Origin of the sequence: Paenibacillus aceris (assembly GCF_017874035.1) — a bacterium.
In the GTDB taxonomy this organism is placed as follows: Bacteria; Bacillota; Bacilli; order Paenibacillales; family NBRC-103111; genus Paenibacillus_E; species Paenibacillus_E aceris.
The window spans coordinates 1-21,232 of record NZ_JAGGKV010000009.1 but is presented as its reverse complement, the minus strand read 5'-3'; the positions used below and the strand labels follow the sequence as shown (position 1 = coordinate 21,232).

The 21,232-nt window shown below is 45.2% G+C and carries 25 protein-coding genes; 6 read left to right on the top strand and 19 right to left on the bottom strand.

The features are described from left to right. Positions 1-21: 21 nt before the first annotated feature. The 6 genes from J2Z65_RS17555 to J2Z65_RS17530 all read right to left on the bottom strand — a co-directional run bounded on the left by J2Z65_RS17555 (position 22) and on the right by J2Z65_RS17530 (position 6,510). On the bottom strand, positions 22-813 hold the full coding sequence (locus J2Z65_RS17555; RefSeq protein WP_167058018.1) for an endonuclease/exonuclease/phosphatase family protein: 792 nt from the start codon (positions 811-813) through the stop codon (positions 22-24). Between the two features lie 6 nt (positions 814-819). Next, positions 820-2,100: a CehA/McbA family metallohydrolase gene (locus J2Z65_RS17550; protein WP_167058020.1), complete on the bottom strand. Its 1,281-nt coding sequence runs from the start codon at positions 2,098-2,100 to the stop codon at positions 820-822. A gap of 31 nt (positions 2,101-2,131) precedes the next feature. Beyond that, positions 2,132-3,001, bottom strand: a complete 870-nt coding sequence (locus tag J2Z65_RS17545; RefSeq protein ID WP_167058023.1) for a carbohydrate ABC transporter permease — start codon at positions 2,999-3,001, stop codon at positions 2,132-2,134. An 8-nt stretch (positions 3,002-3,009) separates the two neighbouring features. Further along, positions 3,010-3,885, bottom strand: coding sequence for an ABC transporter permease subunit (locus J2Z65_RS17540; RefSeq protein ID WP_167058026.1), 876 nt, complete (start codon positions 3,883-3,885; stop codon positions 3,010-3,012). A gap of 74 nt (positions 3,886-3,959) precedes the next feature. Further along, positions 3,960-5,396, bottom strand: a complete 1,437-nt coding sequence (locus tag J2Z65_RS17535) for an extracellular solute-binding protein (protein ID WP_167058029.1) — start codon at positions 5,394-5,396, stop codon at positions 3,960-3,962. Positions 5,397-5,499: 103 nt separating this feature from the next. Continuing rightward, positions 5,500-6,510, bottom strand: coding sequence for a LacI family DNA-binding transcriptional regulator (locus J2Z65_RS17530; protein WP_167058032.1), 1,011 nt, complete (start codon positions 6,508-6,510; stop codon positions 5,500-5,502). A 371-nt stretch (positions 6,511-6,881) separates the two neighbouring features. On the opposite strand from J2Z65_RS17530, the gene J2Z65_RS17525 reads away from it, so the two are divergent. Together J2Z65_RS17525 and J2Z65_RS17520 are read left to right on the top strand one after the other, a co-directional pair. Continuing rightward, entirely contained in the window at positions 6,882-7,766 is an 885-nt protein-coding gene (locus tag J2Z65_RS17525) for a DUF2334 domain-containing protein (RefSeq protein WP_167058035.1), read from the top strand. 57 nt (positions 7,767-7,823) lie between these two features. Then, positions 7,824-7,991 carry a hypothetical protein gene (locus J2Z65_RS17520; protein WP_167058038.1) on the top strand — a complete coding sequence of 56 codons (168 nt, stop codon included), beginning with the start codon at positions 7,824-7,826 and terminating at the stop codon, positions 7,989-7,991. A gap of 137 nt (positions 7,992-8,128) precedes the next feature. On the opposite strand, the gene fosB is transcribed toward J2Z65_RS17520, so the two are convergent. Beyond that, positions 8,129-8,569, bottom strand: a complete 441-nt coding sequence (gene fosB, locus J2Z65_RS17515) for a metallothiol transferase FosB (protein ID WP_167058041.1) — start codon at positions 8,567-8,569, stop codon at positions 8,129-8,131. A gap of 103 nt (positions 8,570-8,672) precedes the next feature. Here fosB and J2Z65_RS17510 point away from each other — a divergent pair, with 103 nt between their 5' ends. Continuing rightward, positions 8,673-8,897 carry a hypothetical protein gene (locus tag J2Z65_RS17510; protein ID WP_167058044.1) on the top strand — a complete coding sequence of 75 codons (225 nt, stop codon included), beginning with the start codon at positions 8,673-8,675 and terminating at the stop codon, positions 8,895-8,897. Positions 8,898-8,981: 84 nt separating this feature from the next. Here the strand turns inward: J2Z65_RS17510 and J2Z65_RS17505 are convergent, their stop codons facing one another. The 3 genes from J2Z65_RS17505 to J2Z65_RS17495 form a co-directional block, all read right to left on the bottom strand. Next, on the bottom strand, positions 8,982-10,193 hold the full coding sequence (locus J2Z65_RS17505) for a CapA family protein (RefSeq protein ID WP_167058047.1): 1,212 nt from the start codon (positions 10,191-10,193) through the stop codon (positions 8,982-8,984). 416 nt (positions 10,194-10,609) lie between these two features. Beyond that, positions 10,610-10,780 (bottom strand): hypothetical protein, encoded by a 171-nt coding sequence (locus tag J2Z65_RS17500; RefSeq protein WP_167058050.1) that lies wholly within the window; start codon positions 10,778-10,780, stop codon positions 10,610-10,612. 132 nt (positions 10,781-10,912) lie between these two features. After that, positions 10,913-11,818, bottom strand: coding sequence for an S-layer homology domain-containing protein (locus tag J2Z65_RS17495; protein ID WP_240159689.1), 906 nt, complete (start codon positions 11,816-11,818; stop codon positions 10,913-10,915). Positions 11,819-12,025: 207 nt separating this feature from the next. Here J2Z65_RS17495 and J2Z65_RS17490 point away from each other — a divergent pair, with 207 nt between their 5' ends. Then, on the top strand, positions 12,026-12,655 hold the full coding sequence (locus J2Z65_RS17490; RefSeq protein ID WP_167058053.1) for a TerC family protein: 630 nt from the start codon (positions 12,026-12,028) through the stop codon (positions 12,653-12,655). Between the two features lie 7 nt (positions 12,656-12,662). On the opposite strand, the gene J2Z65_RS17485 is transcribed toward J2Z65_RS17490, so the two are convergent. Next, positions 12,663-13,193 (bottom strand): hypothetical protein, encoded by a 531-nt coding sequence (locus J2Z65_RS17485; RefSeq protein ID WP_167058056.1) that lies wholly within the window; start codon positions 13,191-13,193, stop codon positions 12,663-12,665. Positions 13,194-13,228: 35 nt separating this feature from the next. Then, a complete protein-coding gene (locus J2Z65_RS17480; RefSeq protein WP_167058059.1) occupies positions 13,229-14,779 on the bottom strand; it encodes a tetratricopeptide repeat protein in 1,551 nt (516 codons plus the stop codon). Between the two features lie 146 nt (positions 14,780-14,925). Here J2Z65_RS17480 and J2Z65_RS17475 point away from each other — a divergent pair, with 146 nt between their 5' ends. Further along, complete coding sequence (locus J2Z65_RS17475) at positions 14,926-15,819, top strand: alpha/beta fold hydrolase (protein WP_240159690.1); 894 nt, start codon at positions 14,926-14,928, stop codon at positions 15,817-15,819. On the opposite strand, the gene J2Z65_RS17470 is transcribed toward J2Z65_RS17475, so the two are convergent. The 4 genes from J2Z65_RS17470 to J2Z65_RS17455 all read right to left on the bottom strand — a co-directional run bounded on the left by J2Z65_RS17470 (position 15,816) and on the right by J2Z65_RS17455 (position 18,959). Beyond that, positions 15,816-17,186, bottom strand: coding sequence for a PDZ domain-containing protein (locus tag J2Z65_RS17470; RefSeq protein ID WP_167058062.1), 1,371 nt, complete (start codon positions 17,184-17,186; stop codon positions 15,816-15,818). The two genes, J2Z65_RS17475 and J2Z65_RS17470, sit on opposite strands and share 4 nt — an antisense overlap. Positions 17,187-17,261: 75 nt before the next feature. After that, on the bottom strand, positions 17,262-18,020 hold the full coding sequence (gene hisA / locus J2Z65_RS17465) for a phosphoribosylformimino-5-aminoimidazole carboxamide ribotide isomerase (protein WP_167058065.1): 759 nt from the start codon (positions 18,018-18,020) through the stop codon (positions 17,262-17,264). 145 nt (positions 18,021-18,165) lie between these two features. Continuing rightward, entirely contained in the window at positions 18,166-18,636 is a 471-nt protein-coding gene (locus J2Z65_RS17460; protein ID WP_167058068.1) for a hypothetical protein, read from the bottom strand. 14 nt (positions 18,637-18,650) lie between these two features. Then, positions 18,651-18,959, bottom strand: a complete 309-nt coding sequence (locus tag J2Z65_RS17455; protein WP_167058071.1) for a hypothetical protein — start codon at positions 18,957-18,959, stop codon at positions 18,651-18,653. Between the two features lie 107 nt (positions 18,960-19,066). Here J2Z65_RS17455 and J2Z65_RS17450 point away from each other — a divergent pair, with 107 nt between their 5' ends. Continuing rightward, positions 19,067-19,366: a hypothetical protein gene (locus J2Z65_RS17450; RefSeq protein ID WP_167058074.1), complete on the top strand. Its 300-nt coding sequence runs from the start codon at positions 19,067-19,069 to the stop codon at positions 19,364-19,366. A gap of 33 nt (positions 19,367-19,399) precedes the next feature. Here J2Z65_RS17450 and J2Z65_RS17445 read toward each other — a convergent pair whose 3' ends face one another. From J2Z65_RS17445 to J2Z65_RS17435, 3 genes are all read right to left on the bottom strand, one after another. Further along, positions 19,400-19,606, bottom strand: coding sequence for a hypothetical protein (locus J2Z65_RS17445; RefSeq protein WP_167058077.1), 207 nt, complete (start codon positions 19,604-19,606; stop codon positions 19,400-19,402). 100 nt (positions 19,607-19,706) lie between these two features. Next, positions 19,707-20,756, bottom strand: coding sequence for a YheC/YheD family protein (locus J2Z65_RS17440; protein ID WP_167058080.1), 1,050 nt, complete (start codon positions 20,754-20,756; stop codon positions 19,707-19,709). A 176-nt stretch (positions 20,757-20,932) separates the two neighbouring features. Beyond that, on the bottom strand, positions 20,933-21,232 hold a 300-nt coding region (locus tag J2Z65_RS17435), incomplete at its 5' end, for a group II intron maturase-specific domain-containing protein (protein WP_280526925.1).

The window sequence follows — 21,232 nt, the reverse complement described above, 5'->3', positions numbered from 1 at the left end:
CAGCAATCTGGATGTTCTTCTCTAGAGATTAATCTTCGCAATCACTGGATAATGATCGGACGGATACCCGCCGCCCATCTGCCTTCTATCCACGACGGCCTCAAGAGCCTCCACATCCGGTGAAACGAAAATATAATCGATCGGCTCTCCGGCCTCGCCGCCTTGAAAGTCATGCGCTGTCCATCCGATTGGAGCTGGTACCACGTTGTAAACATCCTTTAGCCATGACTCATGGCCTTGCAAATCCAATTCGCCTCGCAGGAAGCGTATCGGCAAATCGTTAGGATGGCTATTGAAATCTCCCATTAAGATAACAGGAAGAGAATATTCCTTGTGATGGGCGGATATGTACTCCCAGATGACTTTGGTGCCGAGATCTCTGGCTTCTTGGCTTTGATGATCGAGGTGTGTATTGTACACGATGAAGCGCTCCCCAGTTTCCTTATACTCGAATACGGCCCACGTACAGACCCGGGGAAAACCGCTGTTCCACGAGATGGAAGCGGTCACTTCCGGCGTTTCGGACAGCCAAAACTGCCCATGCTGCTGAAGCTCCAGCTCCTTTTTCTTGTAGAAAATCGCACAGTGCTCATTCTCATGAGCGCCAAAGCGGCCTTCACCGATCCAAGCATATTCGGCAAGCCTCGGATGCAAATCGTGCAGCATGTCGAAATAGCCTTCCTGAGTTCCTACGACTATTGGATCATGCGCCAGGATCATCTGAGCAACCCGGTCGATGCGATGCGGCCAAGCGTTAAGTCCATCTCCAGGGTTATTATATCTTAAGTTAAATGTCATCACTGTACATTCCATTTGCACTCACCTCTGAAAATAAATTGGATTCGTAAGCATGGCCATCAAGGACTTATCCACTTCCTCAAAATGACGCCATACTTCAACGCGGTAAAACGCTCTGCCGTTCTGTTCCATTTCCAACTCATAGGCGCCAGCTGTTAAGCAAACTTCCATTCGTTCTACACCTTGTTCGCTGATTAGCTTAACTTGATCTCCCTCACGTACGTGTTCAACCTTCGCAATGATGTTGTCAGTCACTTCTGCTGGCACAGTATCTCCCGTCATATAGTCGCCACAAGTCAGCTGCGCAAAAGGTCCCTCCGGCGAGTAGCTGATCACCACATGCCCTTTCTCAATCCCTTGCAAAATACCCGGAACGGTTTTCGCCTCCGCATACACCCATGTACACGGCATCGCATGCTTCACATAGGGATCAGGCCGATGAACATCGCTGCCTCCAATCGCGACAAGCTTTCTGCCTGATGCAAGCTGCTCCTGCCACCAGATCAACGCTCGCTCATTGCGCGCTGTCCAAGGGCCATTCCATACTTCCCACCAATCATGGTCCACAAACAGATCCCACTCCCAAGGACAATAATCACAGTGGGGGTGGTTAAGAACGATTTTAGCCCCGCGCTCACGTGCTGTCGCCACTCGAGCGTTGACATCCTCTTGGCCTTTTACCCGGAAATCATCAATAGGCTCTAGTACGCCTAAGAAATTGCTATGACCGAAATTCGTTGTAAATTCCATCCCAGGAATCATGACAACCGACGTATTTCGAGGATACGAATAATTTTGACTGACCGCATTATGATCCGTCATTGCAATGAAATCGCATCCAAGCTGCTCCATGATTGCAGCATTTTCCTCTAAGGTATAGGTTCCATCACTGTTCACGCTGTGTGTGTGCAGATCGCCTTTTAACCAGCGCGCAGTATGGAAGTAGAACGTGACCGTGATCGTCACCTCACAGCCTTCTGCCGGAACCTTATAGGCATTGTGAAGAACGGCCCATTCGCCGGCTTGCAGCTCACCAGGCAAATAGCCGGGAGTCGCCTTTTCCAGTCCGATAACAAACTCGGAACGCGCACCGCCGCTCCAGCCTCGTACTTTATGGCTGTCTCTGACGCCAAGATCAATGACCGGTTTAGCCTCACCATGTGATTGAACCGAGAAATGAACATGAACCTCTTCCACTTGTTCAGGCATTTCGAATGGTACTTCAATATATGTACTTTGCTCAAAGTGATGGATATCTCTCCGGTATACCGCGATTTGTTTTCTTCGATTAAGCTGCAGCATGACGACTACCACGCTCCCTTTTCCATGAAGATTACTCTTTGTTTGCTCCTACCAAAATGCCTTTAACGAAATATTTCTGCACATAAGGATAAATAATGACGAGAGGGATAAGCGCTATCACAATCCCTGCCATCCTAACATTCGTAGTAACAATAAAGTTGCTGGATGTCGAATCGGTATCCACGATTAACGATTTCAAGGCAATTTGCAGCGTATATTTCGCGTGATTGCTAATAAATAATAGTGCTGGCGTGAATTGATTCCAACGGCTAACGAATTCGAAAAGGGTCACTGTCGCCAGTCCCGCCGCAGCAAGGGGGATGTACATGGTAAAGAAAATTCGGAATGCACCAGCCCCATCCATCGTCGCTGACTCCGACATTTCAACAGGTACAGATAAGAAGAAATTGCGCATAAGTAAAATACTGAATCCGGAAACTAAACCGGACATAATTAATGCCGTTAAAGAATTTAACAAACCAAGCTCTTTATTTACCACATAAAGCGGGATCATAATCGCTTCGCTTGGAATCGTCATTGTAAGTAAAATAGCTGAGACCATCAGCTTTTTCCCAGGTAACCCTTTTTGGATCAGTACATAACCAGCCATCGAGCATAGAAACACATGACAAACCGTTCCTACAAGTGTGACAATCACATTATTCATAAATGGTAGATACAATTGCATGCGATTCCAAACAGTCGTAAAACCTTGGAAACTGAATTCTCTCGGATATAAAATAATGCCTGGCTGCATGGAAGCAAAATTGGATGAGAAAGCCAGCGCGAACGTATTCAATAACGGAATAAGCATCGTAGCCAGCAGGATGAACAAAAATAACAGATTAATCCCATCGAACAGCCGGCTTCCCCAACTCGTATGCAATTTGTTTGTTTTCATGGATCCCTTCACCCCTCGTCATAGCGAATGATCGCTCTGGTCACAAACGTAATGATCAATGTCGCGAAAATCACTAGAAATCCTGCTGATGTTGCTAAACCGACTTTAAACTCCAGAATCCCTTTTTGGTACGTGTACATCATGATGACGTCGACCTTCTTGGCAATGGCGCCGTTGCGCATGACGATGATTTGATCGAAAATACGCAGAATGCTCAGCACGTTGAGCATAATAACCACTTTCATCGTTGAAACCAGCGATGGCAGTGTTACATAACGAACTAATTGCCAGCGATTCGCTCCATCGATACGTGCGGCTTCATAGAGAGCAGGATTGATCGCTACAATTGTCGCCAGATAGAGGATGCAGATAAAGCCCATCTCTTTCCACACCGAAGTTAGCACCATGACCCAACGGGCCGAGTCCGTGCTGGACATAAAGGCAATCGGCTTTTCCATGCCTACCAGTTTGAGGATCGCATTCACAATGCCTGTATCCGGAGAAAGCATGAGAATCCACATGCCGCCAACGACTACCCATGAAAACAAGTGCGGAATATAAACAATCATCTGGATGACTTTTTTAAACCAGGCTTGAAGGATCTCATTAAGCGATAGCGCAAGCGCAATTGGCATAATAAAGCCGATGAGCAGCATGCCCCCGCCTAGCAGCAGCGTATTTTGCAGCATTTCCCAGAAAGCATGATCTTTCAGCACCGTCAGGTAATTATCAAATCCGATAAACGGCCGGTTTCCAATCAATCTGAATTCTTGAAAGGAGATGATGAAGCCACGAACGAGCGGATAATAGGAGAATACAAGGAAATAGGCCATGATTGGAAGCATCATCATGTAAAGGGCTTTAAATTTCCATAAGGCTTTCAAGCGAAGTCACCACCTTGCCATTAGTTGTAAGGGGAGCATGCAGCACATACTCCCCCAAGCACCGTACAGAGAAACTAATCGATCAATTTTGCTGATTTCAATTGCTCACGCATTTTCTTCACAGCATCGGCAGCCGGCATCTCGCCAAGAATGGCTTTGAAGGAGTATTCGTTAATAATTTTCTCCGCATCTGCCCATTTAGGCGGCGTTAGCTCCAGCGTTGCATTTTTCATAACAAGATCCTGCGCTTCTTTCACGCCTGGAAGTAAACCGAATGGATTCGGGAACTTTTTGTTATACCAGAAAGGGACACCATGATCCATGGCATGATCTTTTCCGGCTTGCGTAAGCTCATATTTACCGTCATTTTCCTTATAATCCGTATCCTTGATTCCCATGCTGCCAAGAACGATACCATCTTTGGAGTGCCACCACTCGATGAACTCAAAGGCTGTTTTCGGACTTTGCGCGTTAACCGGAATCACCCAAACATCCGGATCTCCACGGCGCAGCATATATTTCCCGTCAGCGCCTGCAACCCCTGGAAGGCCCTTCGCTTCAAATGTCGTGTTGGCATCGGCAATTTTCCTTGTGTTGTTCAGCATGCCTACCCAAGCATCCCAGTAAGTAATCATGCCCACACGGTCAGCAAGGAATAGATTACGCATTTTACCTGTATCGTTTGTCGCGAAGTTAGGGTCCAGAATGCCTTCTTTATACAATTTGTTCAACCATTCGTAGACTGGGATGGCTGCATCCGTTGAATAAGGAACATCCAGCTTACCGTCTTTCTCCACATACCGTTGCTTCAAGCCAGCGCCGCTGAAGAAGCCTTGCAGCTCATACATCCCGGCTGTGCTCAGCCCATAGGTATCTTTTTTTCCATTGCCATCCGGATCTTGCTCCGTGAATGCTTTCAACACCTTATAGTAGTCGTCAAAGGTTTTGGGCTCAGGCAGATTGAGCTTTTTAAGCCAGTCAGCGCGCACGATCGGCATCGTTCCACCTTGGAATTTACTGAATACACCGTAGATTTTGCCGTCTTTGGTTTTGACTTGGTCCCATTCCTGTGTTGGCAGAACATCAGGATCTTGCAGCGTTTTCGACCCTTTCACTTGGTCCGTCAGCGGCATGAGAACGCCTTGCTCTGTCAACGTATTCATAAGTTCTTTGCTCACTTGCAGAAGGTCGTACTTTTCGCCTGAGGAAACGGCCGCCATCAGCTTCTGATTGTAATCGGAAGCTGGCTTTTCCAACTTCGCTTTAATGCCCGTTAAGCGTTCGATTTCTTTTTCAAACAGGACGTTTTCTTCCGGCGTTTTACCGCCAATGACGGCGGACATCATCCGCAGTGAACGCTCTTCCTTCTTCCCTTCAGCTGCTTTCGGCTGATCGGATGCTTTCGGCGTTTCGCTCCCCGTCGTGCTAGTTGACGTACAACCAGCAGTTAAACTTCCAACGAGTAGAACGGCCATCATCGAACTGACAACTTTCGTTTTCTTGGCTTTCATATTACCCCTCCGTAATTTGCGTTTTTATGGGACAAGCCTTTACGAAACCTTAATAAAGCGCTTTCATTTCAAACGATGAACCGGTTCAGAATGCGTCTCATTCCTATAGGGTTCTGCAAGACTCGCGATAAATGAGTTGTGCGTCTACAATGCATTGTTCAACTGTTTGCGGATCAATCATTTTTTGAATTAAAATGCGTCCAGCCTCGGCTCCTAACATTTCCGCTGAAAGCTCGACGGATGTCAGCTTTGGCGTCATCTCTTCGGCCAGCCTCACGTCGTTGCTTAATGCCACGATCGAGAGATCTCTTGGAACTTCCATCCCAAGCTCTCTGGTAGCTCGCAGAATGCCAAGCGCAACTCTGTCTGTGTCAGCCACGACAGCCGTGAAAGGAATCTTTTGATGCGATTGCATCATGGATATGTAACCATACTCTGTTGGTGTTGCGTGATGTTTGCGGTCAAAGTTCATGACCTTGGCGTTATGAAAAGGGGTTCCCTGTACATCGAAAGCTCTCTTTAAACCATTTACTCTATCGACCGACACCGTCATATCAGATGAGGCATTTAAGAATAAGATAGAACGGTGACCCTGAGTCAGCAAGTAATTGCCGACTTCGTACGCCAGCTGTTCATTATCGTTATCCACGTAGCTGATCGAACTATCCAAAGGATCAGGCCTTCCTACAAGCACTAATGGAATTCTCATTTGTTCATATCGCTCAATGCGTTGATCATGCTTACGTGGATTCAGCATAATAACGCCATCTACAGGATCACTTGAAAATTGCGTAAGATCATCGTGCTCCGGAAGCGTGTCGAGCAGAATGCGATACCCGTGCTTCGTACATTCCTTTATCACACCATTGAGCATTTGAATTTCAAATTGTGACAGGTTGCCCGCCTTAGAAATCGGCATCTTCAATCCAACAATCATCGTCTTCTTAATCGCCAAGCTTCTGGCAATATGATTCGGAAAATAGCCTAGTTCTTTGGCTACCGAAAGCACCCGATCTGTCACCGGTTGAGAAATCGGTCGCTTTTTGCTGAAAACGCTCGAGACGGTTCCTTTGGAAACACCTGCCAGCTTGGCAACATCATCAATGGTAGCCATCCTTCCACCTCCTTTAAGCACTTTATTCTAATCATTCATTAAAGCGGTTTAATTAAACCGGTTTAACGATCCTTGTATTTCTTATTATAGTTAAAAACATGCAAATTACAACAGGTTTTTTATGAATTATTCGTAAAATTCGGGAAAGCGGTTAACCTAACGTCATATAAGGAGTTTACACGATTTTAACAATAAATGAAATCGCTTTCTTTCATCGACTTTCCTCTTTGTCAGAAATCGACTTACTTCGCTATAAATCGACAACATTACCCATGAATTACGCCGCCTATTTTCATCGAACTGAAACAGAAGTCTTACACATACAATGGTATTGGAAGTAACCAACCTATTCGTTGCGGGGGGATTTCAACGTGAAAGCACTACTACGGCTGGAGGATATCGGACCTGGAGGCTATTACGAAACAACGGAGAGCCAGTTGAAATTGCGCGCCGTTGCAGATTATTTATATATGCAAAAAATACCTTTTCACGTGGCTGTCATTTCCCGCTTCATTAATCCGGAGCTTCAATATGACTGTACGATCAGCAATCCTTTTGATCCTGTATCCGTAAGATTTGTTGAAACGTTACAAGCATTAAGAACGCGCGGCGCTTCGCTGGGCATTCACGGCTATACCCATCAATACGGTCAATCCGTCAGCGGCGAAGGGTTTGAATTTGCTTATCCGGACTGCCTCAAGGATTGTCCGCCAGATGATCCGAAGTCCTCTCTTTCGGATAGCCTGCATATTCAGAGGTCCTATGCATACGGCAGATTTCACATGGCCTTGTCTGCCTTTCAAACTGCCGGTTTGCGGCCGGATTGGTTTGAAACACCGCACTATGCCGCATCGGAGGTGCAGCGTAAAATTCTGGAAGCCTGCTCCTGGCTCATTTACGAAAACAATCCCCACGACCCGACCAATCGGCAGGTGACCTATCAAACCGCTGCTTCAATTGTTGGAAGAACCTATTACGTGCCAACCCCCCTTGGCTATGTTAGCTCTGATGCCGTAGAACAAGATGTCACCAGGATTATGAACCAAGTTAGTCAGTACGAAGAGACGGATTTGGCTTCCTTCTTTTATCATCCCTTTCTTGAATTTCCGTACATTCACATTCGAAAATATGCTCCTCCCTACTACGAGGAACGTACGCCTCTCAAACGGCTAATCCACGACATGCTCTCCAAAGAGCGGAGGTTCGTCAACATTCAAGACTTGATTTATTCTTTTATGTCCTCACAATCCGTATAAAATATTCCTTTTATGGGATACTATACTTTGTTGTTAAAAGACTAAGGAGGTGTCGTTATGCAGAATCAAAATAATAATCAAGCAAACAAAGCGCAAGTTCAGTCTACAGAACTAAATAAACTTCCGGTTCCAGGTCAAGATGATACGGAGTTTTCCGCAGAGGAAGCAGCAGAAGTATTCCAATCCAACCCTTCCGCTTCTTCCAACAGCCAGTCGCAAGATTAAAGATCCTGTTACAAATCAAAGAGGCTGTCCCAAAGGTAGATCAACCTTGAGGGCAGCCTCTTTCGATAAATGGGCTTAATCTCATCAACAACGGATTCCAGAGCCGTTACTTGATCAATAGACCGCACATTGCCGACTTATTTGGCATCATCATCATTATCATAAAATAACATATGAGGTTTTTCGTTCATGTAGTAAGCTAACCGATCTTCCAAAGTGCCCGTATGAAATTCAAATTTATGCCCATCTGGATCCGTAAAGTAGACGGAACGCTTATCCTTCTCATCTCTCACACGTCCTGGAAGTATGTTCACCCCTAGTTGCTCAAGTTTTTCTACCATCGTTTGAAAATCTTCATCCTCAACTGTAAATGCGATATGCGTGTAAGAATGCTTAATCTCATTGCGAGGAATGTCCTTTTCCACATTCAGCGCCAGCCACAAGCCGTTTAAGTCGAAATAAGCTAAGCTTCTCCCCTTCACTAGCAGCTTTGCCCCAAAAACAGCTTGATAAAATTGAATGGATTTATCTAAATCCGTGACAGAAAAAAGAAAGTGATTTACGCTGTTAATTTTCAAACAAAACCCTCCTTCGGCCTATATTTTCCATTATCCAATGAATGATTCCTGCTTTCTTGGGAATATTAACTAAGCAAAATTCCAACAATTAGGAGGCCGCCTCATGTCAGACCAACAATCCAATCAGCAGCAAGATGCAGAGATCCAAGCTCATAATGCAGTAGCTGATGCACTTAAAAATCTCAACGAAGCTCAAACAGCCGATAATAATCGCCGTCAAGTGATTCAAGCAGCGCAAGAACAACTGGACGCGGCGCATGCACAATTGGCTGAAGCGCGAACTGCACGAGCAACGGCAAGCACAGATGAAGAGGATAGTCTCTCGTAATGACTCGAACGAGATGAAGCCCCATCTGGGCTTACACAAGGAACACCCCTCGAAAAGTTCGAGGGGTGTTTCGCTTTCATATCGCTACTTATCGGTATCGATGAATCTCAGTTCTTGCATATAAGTTCTCATATGTCTCTGAATTTGATCATATTGGAAATTGCCGTTGTTCAGCTGCTCCTCGCTGACTTGACGCATGGGGAGCACCCTAAACTGGGTCATTTTTCGGTAAGTGGTATAGGTGGGAAGAAAAGCCGGATGCTGCAACGCAATCGCTAAGTTTTCTCTCTCCGTGGTTTTGATGACATCTATCGCCGCCATTCCGCCGACGCGTTTAGCTAATCCGCCTTGAGCGGAAATAAAATTACCTAACGAGTACAGCACGAGTGTTTTGTTGCCATTTTTCCCCGTCACCCACGCCGGTGGTTGCAGAACGTGCGGGTGATTTCCGATAACGATATGTACGCCTAGATCCGCTAGCTTTTGGGCAAGGAACTTTTGATTCTCATTGGGTAAAGACTCATACTCCGTCCCCCAATGCATGGCGACTACGATGACGTCAGAGATTCGCTTGGCGATCTCCACGTCATTCTCGATCTGAGTGACTTCAATTCGATTGATTAAGTAGGCTTTTCCTTTGGGATGAGGAATCCCGTTCGTGCCATAGGAATAGCTCAGAAAAGAAAATGTGATGTTATTTTTGGTCAGTGTACGGATTTGACTCTGATCTTCCTGTGATTTAAAAGATCCTGTGTAAGGAATGCCTAGTCGATCCCAGTACGAAAGAGCGCTTTGAATCACTTTTTCACCACGATCAAGCGTATGATTATTGGCGACGGTAACAAGATCCACCCCTGCCTTCTTCAAGGCATCCCCGACTTCATGCGGGCTGTTAAATGAAGGATAACCGGACAGTCTCAGCTCCTTCCCTCCAATCATCGTCTCCTGATTAGCAACTAAAAGATCAGGTTCACGCAAGTATCTCTGCACGCTCTCAAACATGCCTGAAAAATGATATGTGCCGTCCTTTTGCTTGGCATCTTGATAAACTTCGCTATGAATCAGAACGTCACCGATTGCTGCGAGTGTTACTTTATACTGTCTTGGCTTTACTTCCGTAGGCGCGGTATGCAGGATTGACGGGACAGGCTGAATCGCGGCTGAAGGTGGCTGTGATTCTTTGGCTTGCGGAGTGGGTTCTTGAGGGACAGAAGGTTTGGCGGAATAGAAGCATCCGGCGCTTAGCAGCAGCATTAAAGCGATCACAGTGACCATAGCGACGTGTTTTCTACTCAAGTCAATCCCTCCAGCTTGACATTTTACATTATTATGTCCAAGCAGAACAATTCCCTCTACCGCAGCTAATTTTGCTCCAATAGCGCCCTTCTGTTTCAAATGCATTTGCCTGCAAAGTTAAGCAATCCATGCCACCCAGCCGCCTGAAAGAAACCACAGTCCGCTATTTTAGCGATAAGCGGGGATTTCGCAGGCATAGGGGATCTACAGGGCTTTATTTCTCCGATTTGGGCGGAAATTCGAGCAATATGAGGAAATAGCTGACCATAGTTTCCCACATTTGGGCAAAATGGCGATTTCCGAAGAAATATCACCCTGTAGTTCCCATCATTCGCAAGAGACGGGCTGTACACAAAAAAGGCCCCGAGTACATACTCGATGCCTCCCTTGTCCTATTCCACCTCAAACAAGATAGACTAAGGTTTCTGATGGTTTGTATAAATACCGATAACAGAAAGCAAGGCAGCAACACCGTTTGCGATCGCGTTCATATCTGTATCTTTAATAAGGTCCATCCCGTACGCGTCTAAAATCAATTTAGCTGCACCAATCAAGCCCAAAGTTAACGTAAAATAGTTTATTTTCATCTCTCTCACCTCCTATTAAAATAGGATGCTATATTTTATGAGAGAGAGTTAAATCCGGACCTGTCCAAATGACAGGTTGCAAGGGCACAAAAAAAATGCCGCCACCTCATACAAGGCAGCAGCAGTTCCTATTTATTGTGAGCCAGCAGGCTCAGCAATTGCTTTATATTTGGAAGAAACATACGTTTCTGCCTTTACTTCAGTTATCACTTGCGGATACATCATATCCGGGTTCGGTTTCTTCACCGTGTATTTAATGACCGCCTGGCCGTCCGCCGTTAACTCGATTGCTTGAATAACAAGGCCGTATCCGGGATTCGGCATTTCTTTGGACAAAGTCACTTTATTGACATCGTCATTCACTTTCTCAACCTTAACGGAAACTTCTTCAACCGGAGCCGGATTCTGCGTATGAGCTTCTACAAATCGAATCGCTTGATATACCCATCTGGCCGCTTCGCCACGCGTAAGTTCGCTTTTCGGATTGAACTTGCCGTCTTTATCCAACTGTGTGATCTTATACAGCAACAATCGTTGCAAAGTGCCTTGGTAATTCACATTTATTTGATCCTCATCCTTGATGACAATAAACATTTTGACTAACGGGAAATTCCCTTTCTTTTCAAGGGCACGCACGAGTAAATCCCCGAACTGCTCACGGGTAATGGTTGAGTTCGGATTCACATCCTTAGGAATTTCAAGTCCATTATAATGAGCAATGATAAATGCATCCGCATACCAAGCATCGTTCGGTATGTTCGTATACGTATCCGATGCCACAGGCTGTTTAATGAAACGAATCGTGTCCAGATTCAAGTTCAAGCCTTTAACAATCATTTGCACGCTTTGCGCATAACTGATTTTACCTTTCGGTACATAATGTTCGCTGTCGATCCCGCTCACGATCCCCCGATCCTTCAATGCCAATATAGCTTCCGATTGACCTTCCTCCAAGTCCGAAAACGCAAATGCGGAGCTAAATGTCAATGAGCTAATCAACAAGGAAGTTAACGTTATGGCGGCTAACTTTTTCATCATTTATTCTCTCCTTTGCTATTTTAATATGACTCCCATGGTGTTACCTACTTAACGTGAAGGTTCTCCATAATGTTGCAGATTGTTATGCTTTTTAAATCAAATGTTCAGACTCATTTCTATGATGGATTTGGTTTATTTTGGAATCCCAATCATATAATGATCTTAGTCTCTAGGGACAGGCGAATGCCCGCGAAAGGAAATCCTTCTATGCAAAATTGGTTTATTATTTTCATATATAATTTATTTACAAATGTAGATAACGCGATCATGATTCAAAATTCACTTAACAGGTACAGCCTGAGAAGTAAGTTTAGAGTGTACCTTTTGATTGTATTATGCCTCCTGCGCATCATCTATATCGCCTGTGTCCAGTCCTGGTCCAAAGTTCCCTACGTCAGTGTTTGTACGGCCGCCGTCATGTTCTTCTTTGCCATTCGGATGGTCTTGCCTAAAAATCAAATGAGAAAGCATTTTTCACTGATATGGATCTTTAGCAGCATTGCTTCATTAGATTTAGTTATGGGCATTGATAGTATTCTGCTCTCAGCCAGACTTTCGAATAACGTTGCATTTATTGCCATGGGCGTGCTCCCAGCTTTATTTCTTCTATTCTTTTTTTCCTCCAAAATGGAAGAGTTTTTCGTCAAAATGCCGTGGCTGGAAATCGCCATCGCCGGCCTATTGGCGCAACTCGCTGTCCTCCAAATAAAAAAAGAACCAGGCATCCTCCTGCTGCTTCAAGAGGAATGGTTCGATTTAATGGGCATTATTGCGATGTGTGCGATCTGTGGTGTGGGGTGGTTTAATTTCTGGAGAAGCAGAACGCACCGATTGTAGAATCTGTTCAAAACTCAACAAGTTTAATCTCCTCGATGCTTTTTCTTGCGCGAAGGTTAAGCGATTTCTTGTCTTTTAATTGAAAAAGAGAAAGCTCATGCCCCGGGTCAACAATGAGCGGTTTTGCAATGATGTCCTCCAAAACTCTTAACGCATGCCGATAAGCCTCATATAATTTTTCTTTGGCAATGACGTTCTTCGTTGTCTGAATAATCTCCAAAAGTTTCTCGGCATACATCAACTTAACGATGCTATCCGCGCCCATCAATTGACGAGAGATAAAGGCAGTCACATGATCAACGATTCGGGCGTCTTGATAATATTTAGCCAGCGCCCCCAAGCCGGAGACCGCCTCCCAGTTCCGGATCGACAATTCCTTGGCATATGCATCAATCATTTCAGAATACCAATCAATTTCCACTTGTCTTCCGACTTCAAATTGTTTGTAAGCCTCTAGGACACCCTCACGATGCATGTGAATAAAGTTGCCTCGATACAAGACAAAAAGTTCCTTAGCCTTTTGCAATTGCTCTTCCACGAAATATCACCTTCCTCTGCTTAGCACGGCTAGTTTTACAGCTGATCTTCAAGCTCCAATAGCGCTAAAGCTCCTTCATGCTCTGGTACTAGCTTCAATATAATCTCGGCATAACGCCTTGCAGCTTCAAATTGCCCTACCTCGTAATAACAGATCGCCATTGCATAAAGAGCATCGGGGTTTTGATGATAGACATCATCCGTTCGTTCGTAGAAGACTATCGCATCCTGGAACATTTCCATATGGTACAGAAGCTCTGCGCATTCGAAAGCAGTTTCATGCTGAGCCCCCATCGGATAGTACCCCTCCCACATCTGCAAAATGCCTTGACGAATGTCGGAGAACGTCCCTTCCTCAGCCATCGGCAGCAGCTCCATAAGTCGGCTTGAACATTGCAGGAATAGCTGCGCATCATAGCCGGACAATCGCCAAAAGGATAGGAACTGCGGCACTTCCAGTTGCTCCAAATACGCATCCAGCCATTCTTTGATCGTGATAAAATCATCCGGGCCATAACGCTCTATAAATCGCCGATAAGCTAATCGAGTGTTTCCATATCCGAGCGGATTAGCGATCATCAACATGCAGCCAATGTTCAAGTGATGATACGGATGCTGCGTAAATAAACATCGGGCTCCTCTTTGCTCCCAAACATAATTCAAGGCATGATAATTGGCTGTTAGTGAAAAGCTGCCGTGATGAATCAACTGAGGCGGCTCGCTATATTCCCAGCTCTCCAGGCGGTGGTCTCCTTTATCTGCAGTAATTAGCAGAAAGCCTTCACTTGAGAGCAAGCTCAAGCGTTCAAGACATTGCAAGCCACTGACGGGAAAGAGGATGTGGGAATCCTCAAGCTTTTGCGTATATTGGGCAATCACATTGCGGTAGGGATACGATTCCTGCTCGTAATCCGCAGCTAGGCGATATTCATACTCGGCAGTCACGCTTTCCAGCATCTCAGAGGCGCTTAACTCTGCAGCTTTGTCTGAGAAATGAAGTGATACCATGCAATCATAGACGGTTTGATCATCAACATAGATCAGCTCTTGCGGGATACTGTCAAAAAAATAATTCGCCAATATGAGCAGAGGCTGCTGCAAGTCTCCCCTTCGGATGCGGATGCCGGTTTCCGTCAAGGTTAGCTCTGAATCCGCCACGGCATCGAACTGGGCAAAATCCAGGATCCCTTGTTCCACAAATGGGCGCAAGCTCGGATGCTGCTGCCAGTAGGTGATATTTTTGAGTACCAAGTCACTCATCACATAACGAAAAGAGGGAAGCGGCATACCTGCATAATCCCTCATCGTGCACAATTCCTTCAGAATATGAAAGGCTAAACGGCCAGAGCCGGCGCCAAGTTCGACAATCGTAACAGGCTCAGAAAAGCTGCCTAGATTTGCCCGGTCTTGAAGAAAGCCAAATATGATCTCCGCATAGCAGGTTGCAATCATCGGATTACTAGTTATGTACTCAGGAACCTCATTATTTTGCCATGCACGTATGCCCTGCTCTTCATAATAGGCTCGCTGCAGCTCCCAGATAGGAGACTCACTGAATCGGTACTTCTTCGGATCGTTGAATGCCATGCACAGAACCTACTTTACTTGAATGTTGTGGAAAACCATTCCCATCTTACCATAAAAGCCCTTTCCGGACATCCTTCCGATATTTCCATAGGCAAAAGGCCATTCTGGGCATATAGTATTACATCTTATTTGAAAGGAAGTCTACCATGACTCTCAATTATGAAACTCCCCCACACGCCCCGGCGTACTTGCCGTTCCCGATCCCCTATTCGGGCCATTTTCCATTTCAACCTACCAACTGGCCGTTTATGTCAACGGCTCCGTGGGAACAGGATGCAGATCAAGAGTACCGTGAAAGGGAGCAGCCCCTCACCTTCGTACTTATTCATGGATCTTGGGCGGATGCAAGCTTCTGGGCGGGTGTCGCAGCCGAGCTTCGCAAAAAGGGCCATATCGTCTATGTCCCCGAGTATCCAGGACATGGCGCTGACCCTAACAAGGCTGTTACCCATCCGATGTTGTCGAAATCCATTGCCGATTATATACAATCACATAATCTTCACAACATCATTTTGGTTGGACATAGCTTCGGCGGCACATTGGTACAAAAAGTAGCAGAGCTTGTCCCTGAACGTTTAAAAAGGCTCGTCTTTATTAACGCTTTTGTACTGAAAGATGGCGAAAGGCTGGTTGATGAGTTCCCAGCCCCCATGTTAGGCACGTTTGAACAGCTTAGAAAAAGTTCAAAAGACGATACGATTATGCTCCCGTTTCCTGTATACCGAGAACAATTCTCTAATTTGGGAAGCCTTCCACAGGTCCAATCCCTCTATAATAAAATCTCACCGGAACCTGCCGGGCCTCTTTTTGAAAAGCTGAATTTGAAGAAATTTTACAGTCTCACCGTACCAAGAAGCTACGTGCATCTAACAGACGATACCGCGTTACCGCTGAGTAATCCTGATTATGGGTGGCACCCTCAGATGTCCAGTCGCTTAGGCTTATTCAGACTCATCCAAACGCCGGGCGATCATATGACAACAATACAGTTCGAACCTAAGCGTATCGCAAGGAAGCTGTACGAGGCTGCCAGAGACTAAGGGCAGGATAACTGACCTGCCTGCTTAGAATGATCTTTTAGCCACTTCAAAATATCATCTAACGTCTGTACGGGCACGATTTGAAGGTGAGGAGCCCCTTTTCTCGCTTCCGCCTCATTTGAAGCAGGCACAAAGAACACATCGGCGTTCGTTCGGCTTATGGTATAGGCTTTCTGTTCCAACCCTCCTACTGGACCGATAGAGCCATCTGGCTCCATTGTTCCCGTACCAGCGACGTGATTGCCATAGGTCACTCCGCAAGGGGTAAGTTGATCAATCAAGGTTAGCGCCAACATGGCGCCATGAGACGGGCCGCCTTCATGCAATAAATAATCATGATAGGTCACAAGCTGCGGGATATCATATTGCAATTCGTTCGCCACTTGGATACCGAAAGCTGCACGGCTTGGATCATCAGGATTCGGACGTGTTGCAGCCTGCAGGGTGATTGATTGGCCGCCGCGCAGCACCGCAATCGATACCTGATCGCCAGGCTTGACCGTTTTCATTCGTTCAGTGAGTTCCTGAACCGTGGTAACGGCTTGGCCGTTCACTTGTTGGATCACATCGCCAAGCCGTATATGTGCAGCGGCAGGACTATCTTTGAGGATGGCCGTAATTCGGACACCGCTGGAAGTGATCCCCTTCCCTTTTCCCACCTTTTGAAAAGCAACAGCACTTCCTGCAGCATTCGCATCCTCCTTCATAAGCCGTACTTCTTGATTGTATTCACCAAGTGTCATCCCTAAATCTTCGACTTCAAACGAATACTTTGCAAAAAGCTTGGCATAAACCCAATCAATCGGAAAAGCAGGACGTTCGAACACGAGCACGCCCGAGATATCACTGTGAACACTGCCTTCACTCGCGTGCGCATATCGGTTCATATTCAGGGTCAATCCCGGGTACGTAACCAAATATTTCGTAGGCCAAAACATAACCAACAAGAAACACGCCATTACAGCGAAAATACTTATGTTCCGGATCGGAAGCTTGCGGCGTTTCCGTTCATGGAACAATAAATCCACAAACACCAGCAGCAAGGTCAGAATAAATGCCCCTGCCGAATACTCCAGCCTTTTCGGTATCGTCAGCAGGATGATGGCGCTCGCCAAACCAGCCGCGATAACAGCTGATGTTCGGATCCGCATCCCTACCTGTTTGTCCGAAAACAGATGAATAAGCGAACCGGCCATCCAAAGCAAGGGAATGAGGACAAGGACATAAATCAACTCATCGATGACATCAATCCAATACATCGTGCCGCCAAACCGCAGCGGATCGGGGAGCCAAATCAACTCGCCTGTAACAACTAACAGCATAGTCAAAACCATCCCCGAATAGTAAAGCTTTTGCCAGAGAGCCATTTTACGCATCCTTCCCTATGTAAAAAAGTAGCTGATGCTCTCGTCAGGAGAGTTCGCTACTTTATTATCTCAGATTCATTGCTCTTTCATATAGGCTACAACTTGATCGTACGAAAGGCTCCCCCCAAAAATATCTAGTGCACTGCCAATCGTAATATCCAGCTTCCCGTCCGACAATTGTTTGAACAACTCGATATCCTCGAAGGATCTTGCCCCGCCGGCATACGTTGTCGGTATCGTTACCCACTTCGCGAGCGTGCTAACCAGACTTTGCTGAATACCGCTTTGTTTGCCTTCAACATCAACTGCGTGAATCAGAAACTCATCGCAATATTGCTCCAGAAACCGAATGTTTTCTTCATTTAGTTCAAAATTGCTCAACTGCTTCCATTGGTTAGTCGCCACAAACCACTTACCGTCCTTCTCTTTGCAGCTCAAATCAATGACTAAACGTTTCTTTCCAACCACAGCTACAATGTTATTCAAATTTTCCAAATTGAGCTGTCCATCGCGGAAAATATAAGAGGTCACAATCACATGGGAAGCGCCGCGGTCCAAGTAATACTTGGCATTCTCAGCATGGATGCCGCCGCCGATTTGTAAGCCGCCGGGGTATTCTTGAAGCGCGCTGACAGCCTCATCTTGGTTACCCTCACCCAGCATTATCACATGTCCACCTAGTAATTGATCCTGTTTGAACATGGAGGCATAGTGCTTGGAATCATAAGAAGATACAAAATTTTCTATAATAGCATTTCCCTCTGTGCCTAATGTTTCACCAACGATTTGTTTCACTTTTCCGTTATGTAGATCGATGCATGGCCGAAATTCCAATGACTTTACCCCCACTATCCTAAATTGTTGCTAACTTGATTTTCCAAATATTATAGCACATTATTACCCTAGATGACCTACATGTCTAAGTCATAAGAAAGGACCTTCCCAAACCACATGGGATGGCCCTCTCCTGATAGCTGATTTATTGCTTGGCAAATCCTTCTTCTGACATATACTCTTCGACTTCTTCATACGTTTCGAAAGCACAGTCCAAATTACTTCCAGCATAAACGTACCACAGATCCTCGGAAAAAGTAACGGAAAGAACGTGACCGTCTTCATCCGTCCACCGTTCTTCCTTCGGGGAGTCCATTTTCGGCTGAGCTTTGGATGAAGGATCCGTTAACGAAAGAATGGACTTTTGAATAATGGTGCGAAGCTCATCCCCGTTAAAATCACGAATATTGATAAAGCCTTTGCTATCCGTTGCATAGCCTTTCACATAATCTGCATAAACAAATCCGTTGCCGTTCGGGTGCAGATGGTAGACGACAATCTTTTTATCATAGCTGCTTTCTTCATAATGAAAATTAATGCGTCCCAGAGAAACATCCTTACGCTGCAACTCGGGAAATGATTCCACAATCGCTAACTTTTCTTCTAAACTCAGCATAAAACCTCCGCCGCTTACTCGATCACTTGAATTTTAAATACGTTTTCCAATTTGCCTTCTGACCTTTTTTTCAAAGGTACTTTGATATCCCGGCTGAGCTCTTTAAAAAAGGTATCGACGTCGCATTGCACATTGGAAAGAACAACCTTAAACGAGCCATCTTGGACAATATTTTGATTGGCCTCTTCAGGTACGTTAATATCAACTGCATATTTCTTTGTCAATGTGTTCATATATCGACTGAAAATTTCAATTAATTCCTCATTATTAAAATTCTCGATGACCAGCTTGCCCTTGTTCGTAAAATTCAAATGAACATTCAATTTTTGTGCCCCTTTTCCATGTACCATTGATGTATTGTATAATTATAACACACTTTTATATATTCTAAGCCTTTACCATGAAAATAAACAGTAGGATGGAGTCCACTATGGCATTTGGCATAAAAAGAGATGAGCTTAATCGGTGGAAAGAAGCCGTCATCCGCGGCGAAATTGCCTTTTTAACCCACTATTGGCTCGATGAGCGATTTAGCGGTGTGCGTACTGTTACTAAGGTAGGTTGCTCGGATTTGAAGCGATTAACCAACTGGTGTGTGTCTCATGATCTCAATCCGCGATATATTCACCATAGTCCTTCTTATCCGCATTACGACCTCTTCGGTCCCATCCAAAAGAAAATATTAGAGATTGAACAGCAGTGGGAACAAATCGAAAAATTTCACTTGTAAAAGAAAAAACCTCCAAATCGTATTTTTACGTTTTTAGAGGTTATTTCTTTTGGCTGTTTGGCGATCCTGTCTTAGTCTCGTTTCTAAGCGATTAATAGCAATGATGGAATAATCGCCAAACAATGCAATTCTCTCACGGACAGATCCTGGGAATGCCGGGTTGTTGATTTCCAACGTATCATTGAGCTCATTGTACCAGGGCAATAAATTCATTTTAATGACTAATACCCGATTTTTCACTATCAGACTCCACCTTTACTGCGCTATATTCATAGTGTATTCGTTTGGCATTGCTAGTGTACTAGATGAATTCTCCAATTCGATTGTTTGATCGTCCTCTTTATTTATTGAGTAGATATTTGGCATACACAAGCGGAGTCTCATACGTTCGATAAAATGTATCCTCCATATTTAATTTCTTAAATTCATACCTTTGATCTCTGCCATTTACTTCGATTAGCCAAATGTGACCCAATAGATCAACTCCGACATCCAAACCTACATCTGCCATTTCCGGCAATCGTTTACCTAGATACTCGGCAATTCGCAGTGACACCTTATCTATAGCTTCTTTCATTAGGTCAGGCTGAAACCCGCTTTCTCTAAATAATTCTTCACACCGCTTAGCTTCTCCGCCCTTGCCCAGATTCGTAACTTGCCTATTGTGGGCGGCAACTTTTCCAGCAATCCCGCTTACCTGCCATATGCCTTTATCCCCGCGCTGAACCGATACTCGTAAATCGTAGGGCCTGTTTCGATACGTTGCTAACATAATCGCCTGTTGGATAAGATAGCATTGATTTCCAACCTTTTCCTGTATAAAGGCAAGCGCTTTGTCCCTGCTGACAACCCTAGGTTGATGATTACTCCAAAAAAGCCGCCAAGTTTCATGATCTTGCTTAGAAAGCTTAATAATCCCTTCCCCTAACGAGCTGTTTGTCGGTTTGACGAAAAAATCCGAGAATCGCCCCATCGCTTCCAACATATGCTTGCGAGAATACGCTAAAGTTGTAGGCAGGTGAATCCGCAACGACTCTTTCGTATGTAAGAGCTTATGAATAAACAGTTTGTCATATCGATTACGGCGATTGAAGACGCGGCTTGAACTGGCGAGAAGATTCAAATTCCGATGCAATAAAGGCGAAAGCGACATCGCACGGTTATGGATGACCTTCGGGATTGGAAGCCGGATAAGCCGGTACCTTTTATTCTCAAAGCATAAACCTAGAACAGAATTCCCGCTCGTATGCTGCAGGCACATATAAAAAGGATGAATGCCAAGTTTCTCAGCAGCTTGATTATAAAGATCAATTTGTTCATACCCGGTCTGTTTGCTTTGAATGCCTAAGTATGTTTTCCGATCCAGAAGAATGCCAACCACGTTGCGCACAATAACGCCTCCACCTCTTAAAATCATCTTTAACACTGTATGCAATTGGGCTCTTTCTGGTCCGAAACAGAGCTGATCTTCAACTTTTTTTCACATGATCGAGTAAGAGGGGGCGGCTAGCCCCCGTCTTCTCACACCACCGTACATGCGGGTCCGCATACGGCGGTTCCTAAAGGTTAACAAAGCTCCAAATAACGAGTAAGCAAACTTTTCAGCCCTTCTGCCTCCCAGTAAGAGGTATCTAGGGCGTTGTTTGTATTTCGGGACATTTCCCAAGCTCCACGACGCGAATTCGCCATTTTGAGTGCCACCCATTCGGGAACTCCTAGAGCTCGCAGTTCGCGAATCCTTGTGCGTACCCTCTTCCACTGTTTCCACAAGCACATCCGTAATCTTCTACGAATCCACTGATCTAGATTTCCACAATGTGTTTTGGCTGACGCAATGCGAAAGTATCCCAACCATCCCATCAGGAA

Bases quoted from the DNA above. Each gene is read 5' to 3' on its own strand.
- J2Z65_RS17510 (WP_167058044.1), top strand. From the start codon at position 8,673: ATGTCAGACCAACAATCCAATCAGCAGCAAGATGCAGAGATCCAAGCT.
- J2Z65_RS17500 (WP_167058050.1), bottom strand. From the start codon at position 10,780: ATGAAAATAAACTATTTTACGTTAACTTTGGGCTTGATTGGTGCAGCT.
- J2Z65_RS17555 (WP_167058018.1), bottom strand. From the start codon at position 813: ATGGAATGTACAGTGATGACATTTAACTTAAGATATAATAACCCTGGA.
- J2Z65_RS17520 (WP_167058038.1), top strand. From the start codon at position 7,824: ATGCAGAATCAAAATAATAATCAAGCAAACAAAGCGCAAGTTCAGTCT.
- J2Z65_RS17490 (WP_167058053.1), top strand. From the start codon at position 12,026: ATGCAAAATTGGTTTATTATTTTCATATATAATTTATTTACAAATGTA.
- J2Z65_RS17495 (WP_240159689.1), bottom strand. From the start codon at position 11,818: ATGATGAAAAAGTTAGCCGCCATAACGTTAACTTCCTTGTTGATTAGC.
- J2Z65_RS17550 (WP_167058020.1), bottom strand. From the start codon at position 2,100: ATGCTGCAGCTTAATCGAAGAAAACAAATCGCGGTATACCGGAGAGAT.
- J2Z65_RS17450 (WP_167058074.1), top strand. From the start codon at position 19,067: ATGGCATTTGGCATAAAAAGAGATGAGCTTAATCGGTGGAAAGAAGCC.
- J2Z65_RS17535 (WP_167058029.1), bottom strand. From the start codon at position 5,396: ATGAAAGCCAAGAAAACGAAAGTTGTCAGTTCGATGATGGCCGTTCTA.
- J2Z65_RS17480 (WP_167058059.1), bottom strand. From the start codon at position 14,779: ATGGCATTCAACGATCCGAAGAAGTACCGATTCAGTGAGTCTCCTATC.
- J2Z65_RS17460 (WP_167058068.1), bottom strand. From the start codon at position 18,636: ATGCTGAGTTTAGAAGAAAAGTTAGCGATTGTGGAATCATTTCCCGAG.
- J2Z65_RS17530 (WP_167058032.1), bottom strand. From the start codon at position 6,510: ATGGCTACCATTGATGATGTTGCCAAGCTGGCAGGTGTTTCCAAAGGA.
- J2Z65_RS17545 (WP_167058023.1), bottom strand. From the start codon at position 3,001: ATGAAAACAAACAAATTGCATACGAGTTGGGGAAGCCGGCTGTTCGAT.
- J2Z65_RS17475 (WP_240159690.1), top strand. From the start codon at position 14,926: ATGACTCTCAATTATGAAACTCCCCCACACGCCCCGGCGTACTTGCCG.
- J2Z65_RS17470 (WP_167058062.1), bottom strand. From the start codon at position 17,186: ATGGCTCTCTGGCAAAAGCTTTACTATTCGGGGATGGTTTTGACTATG.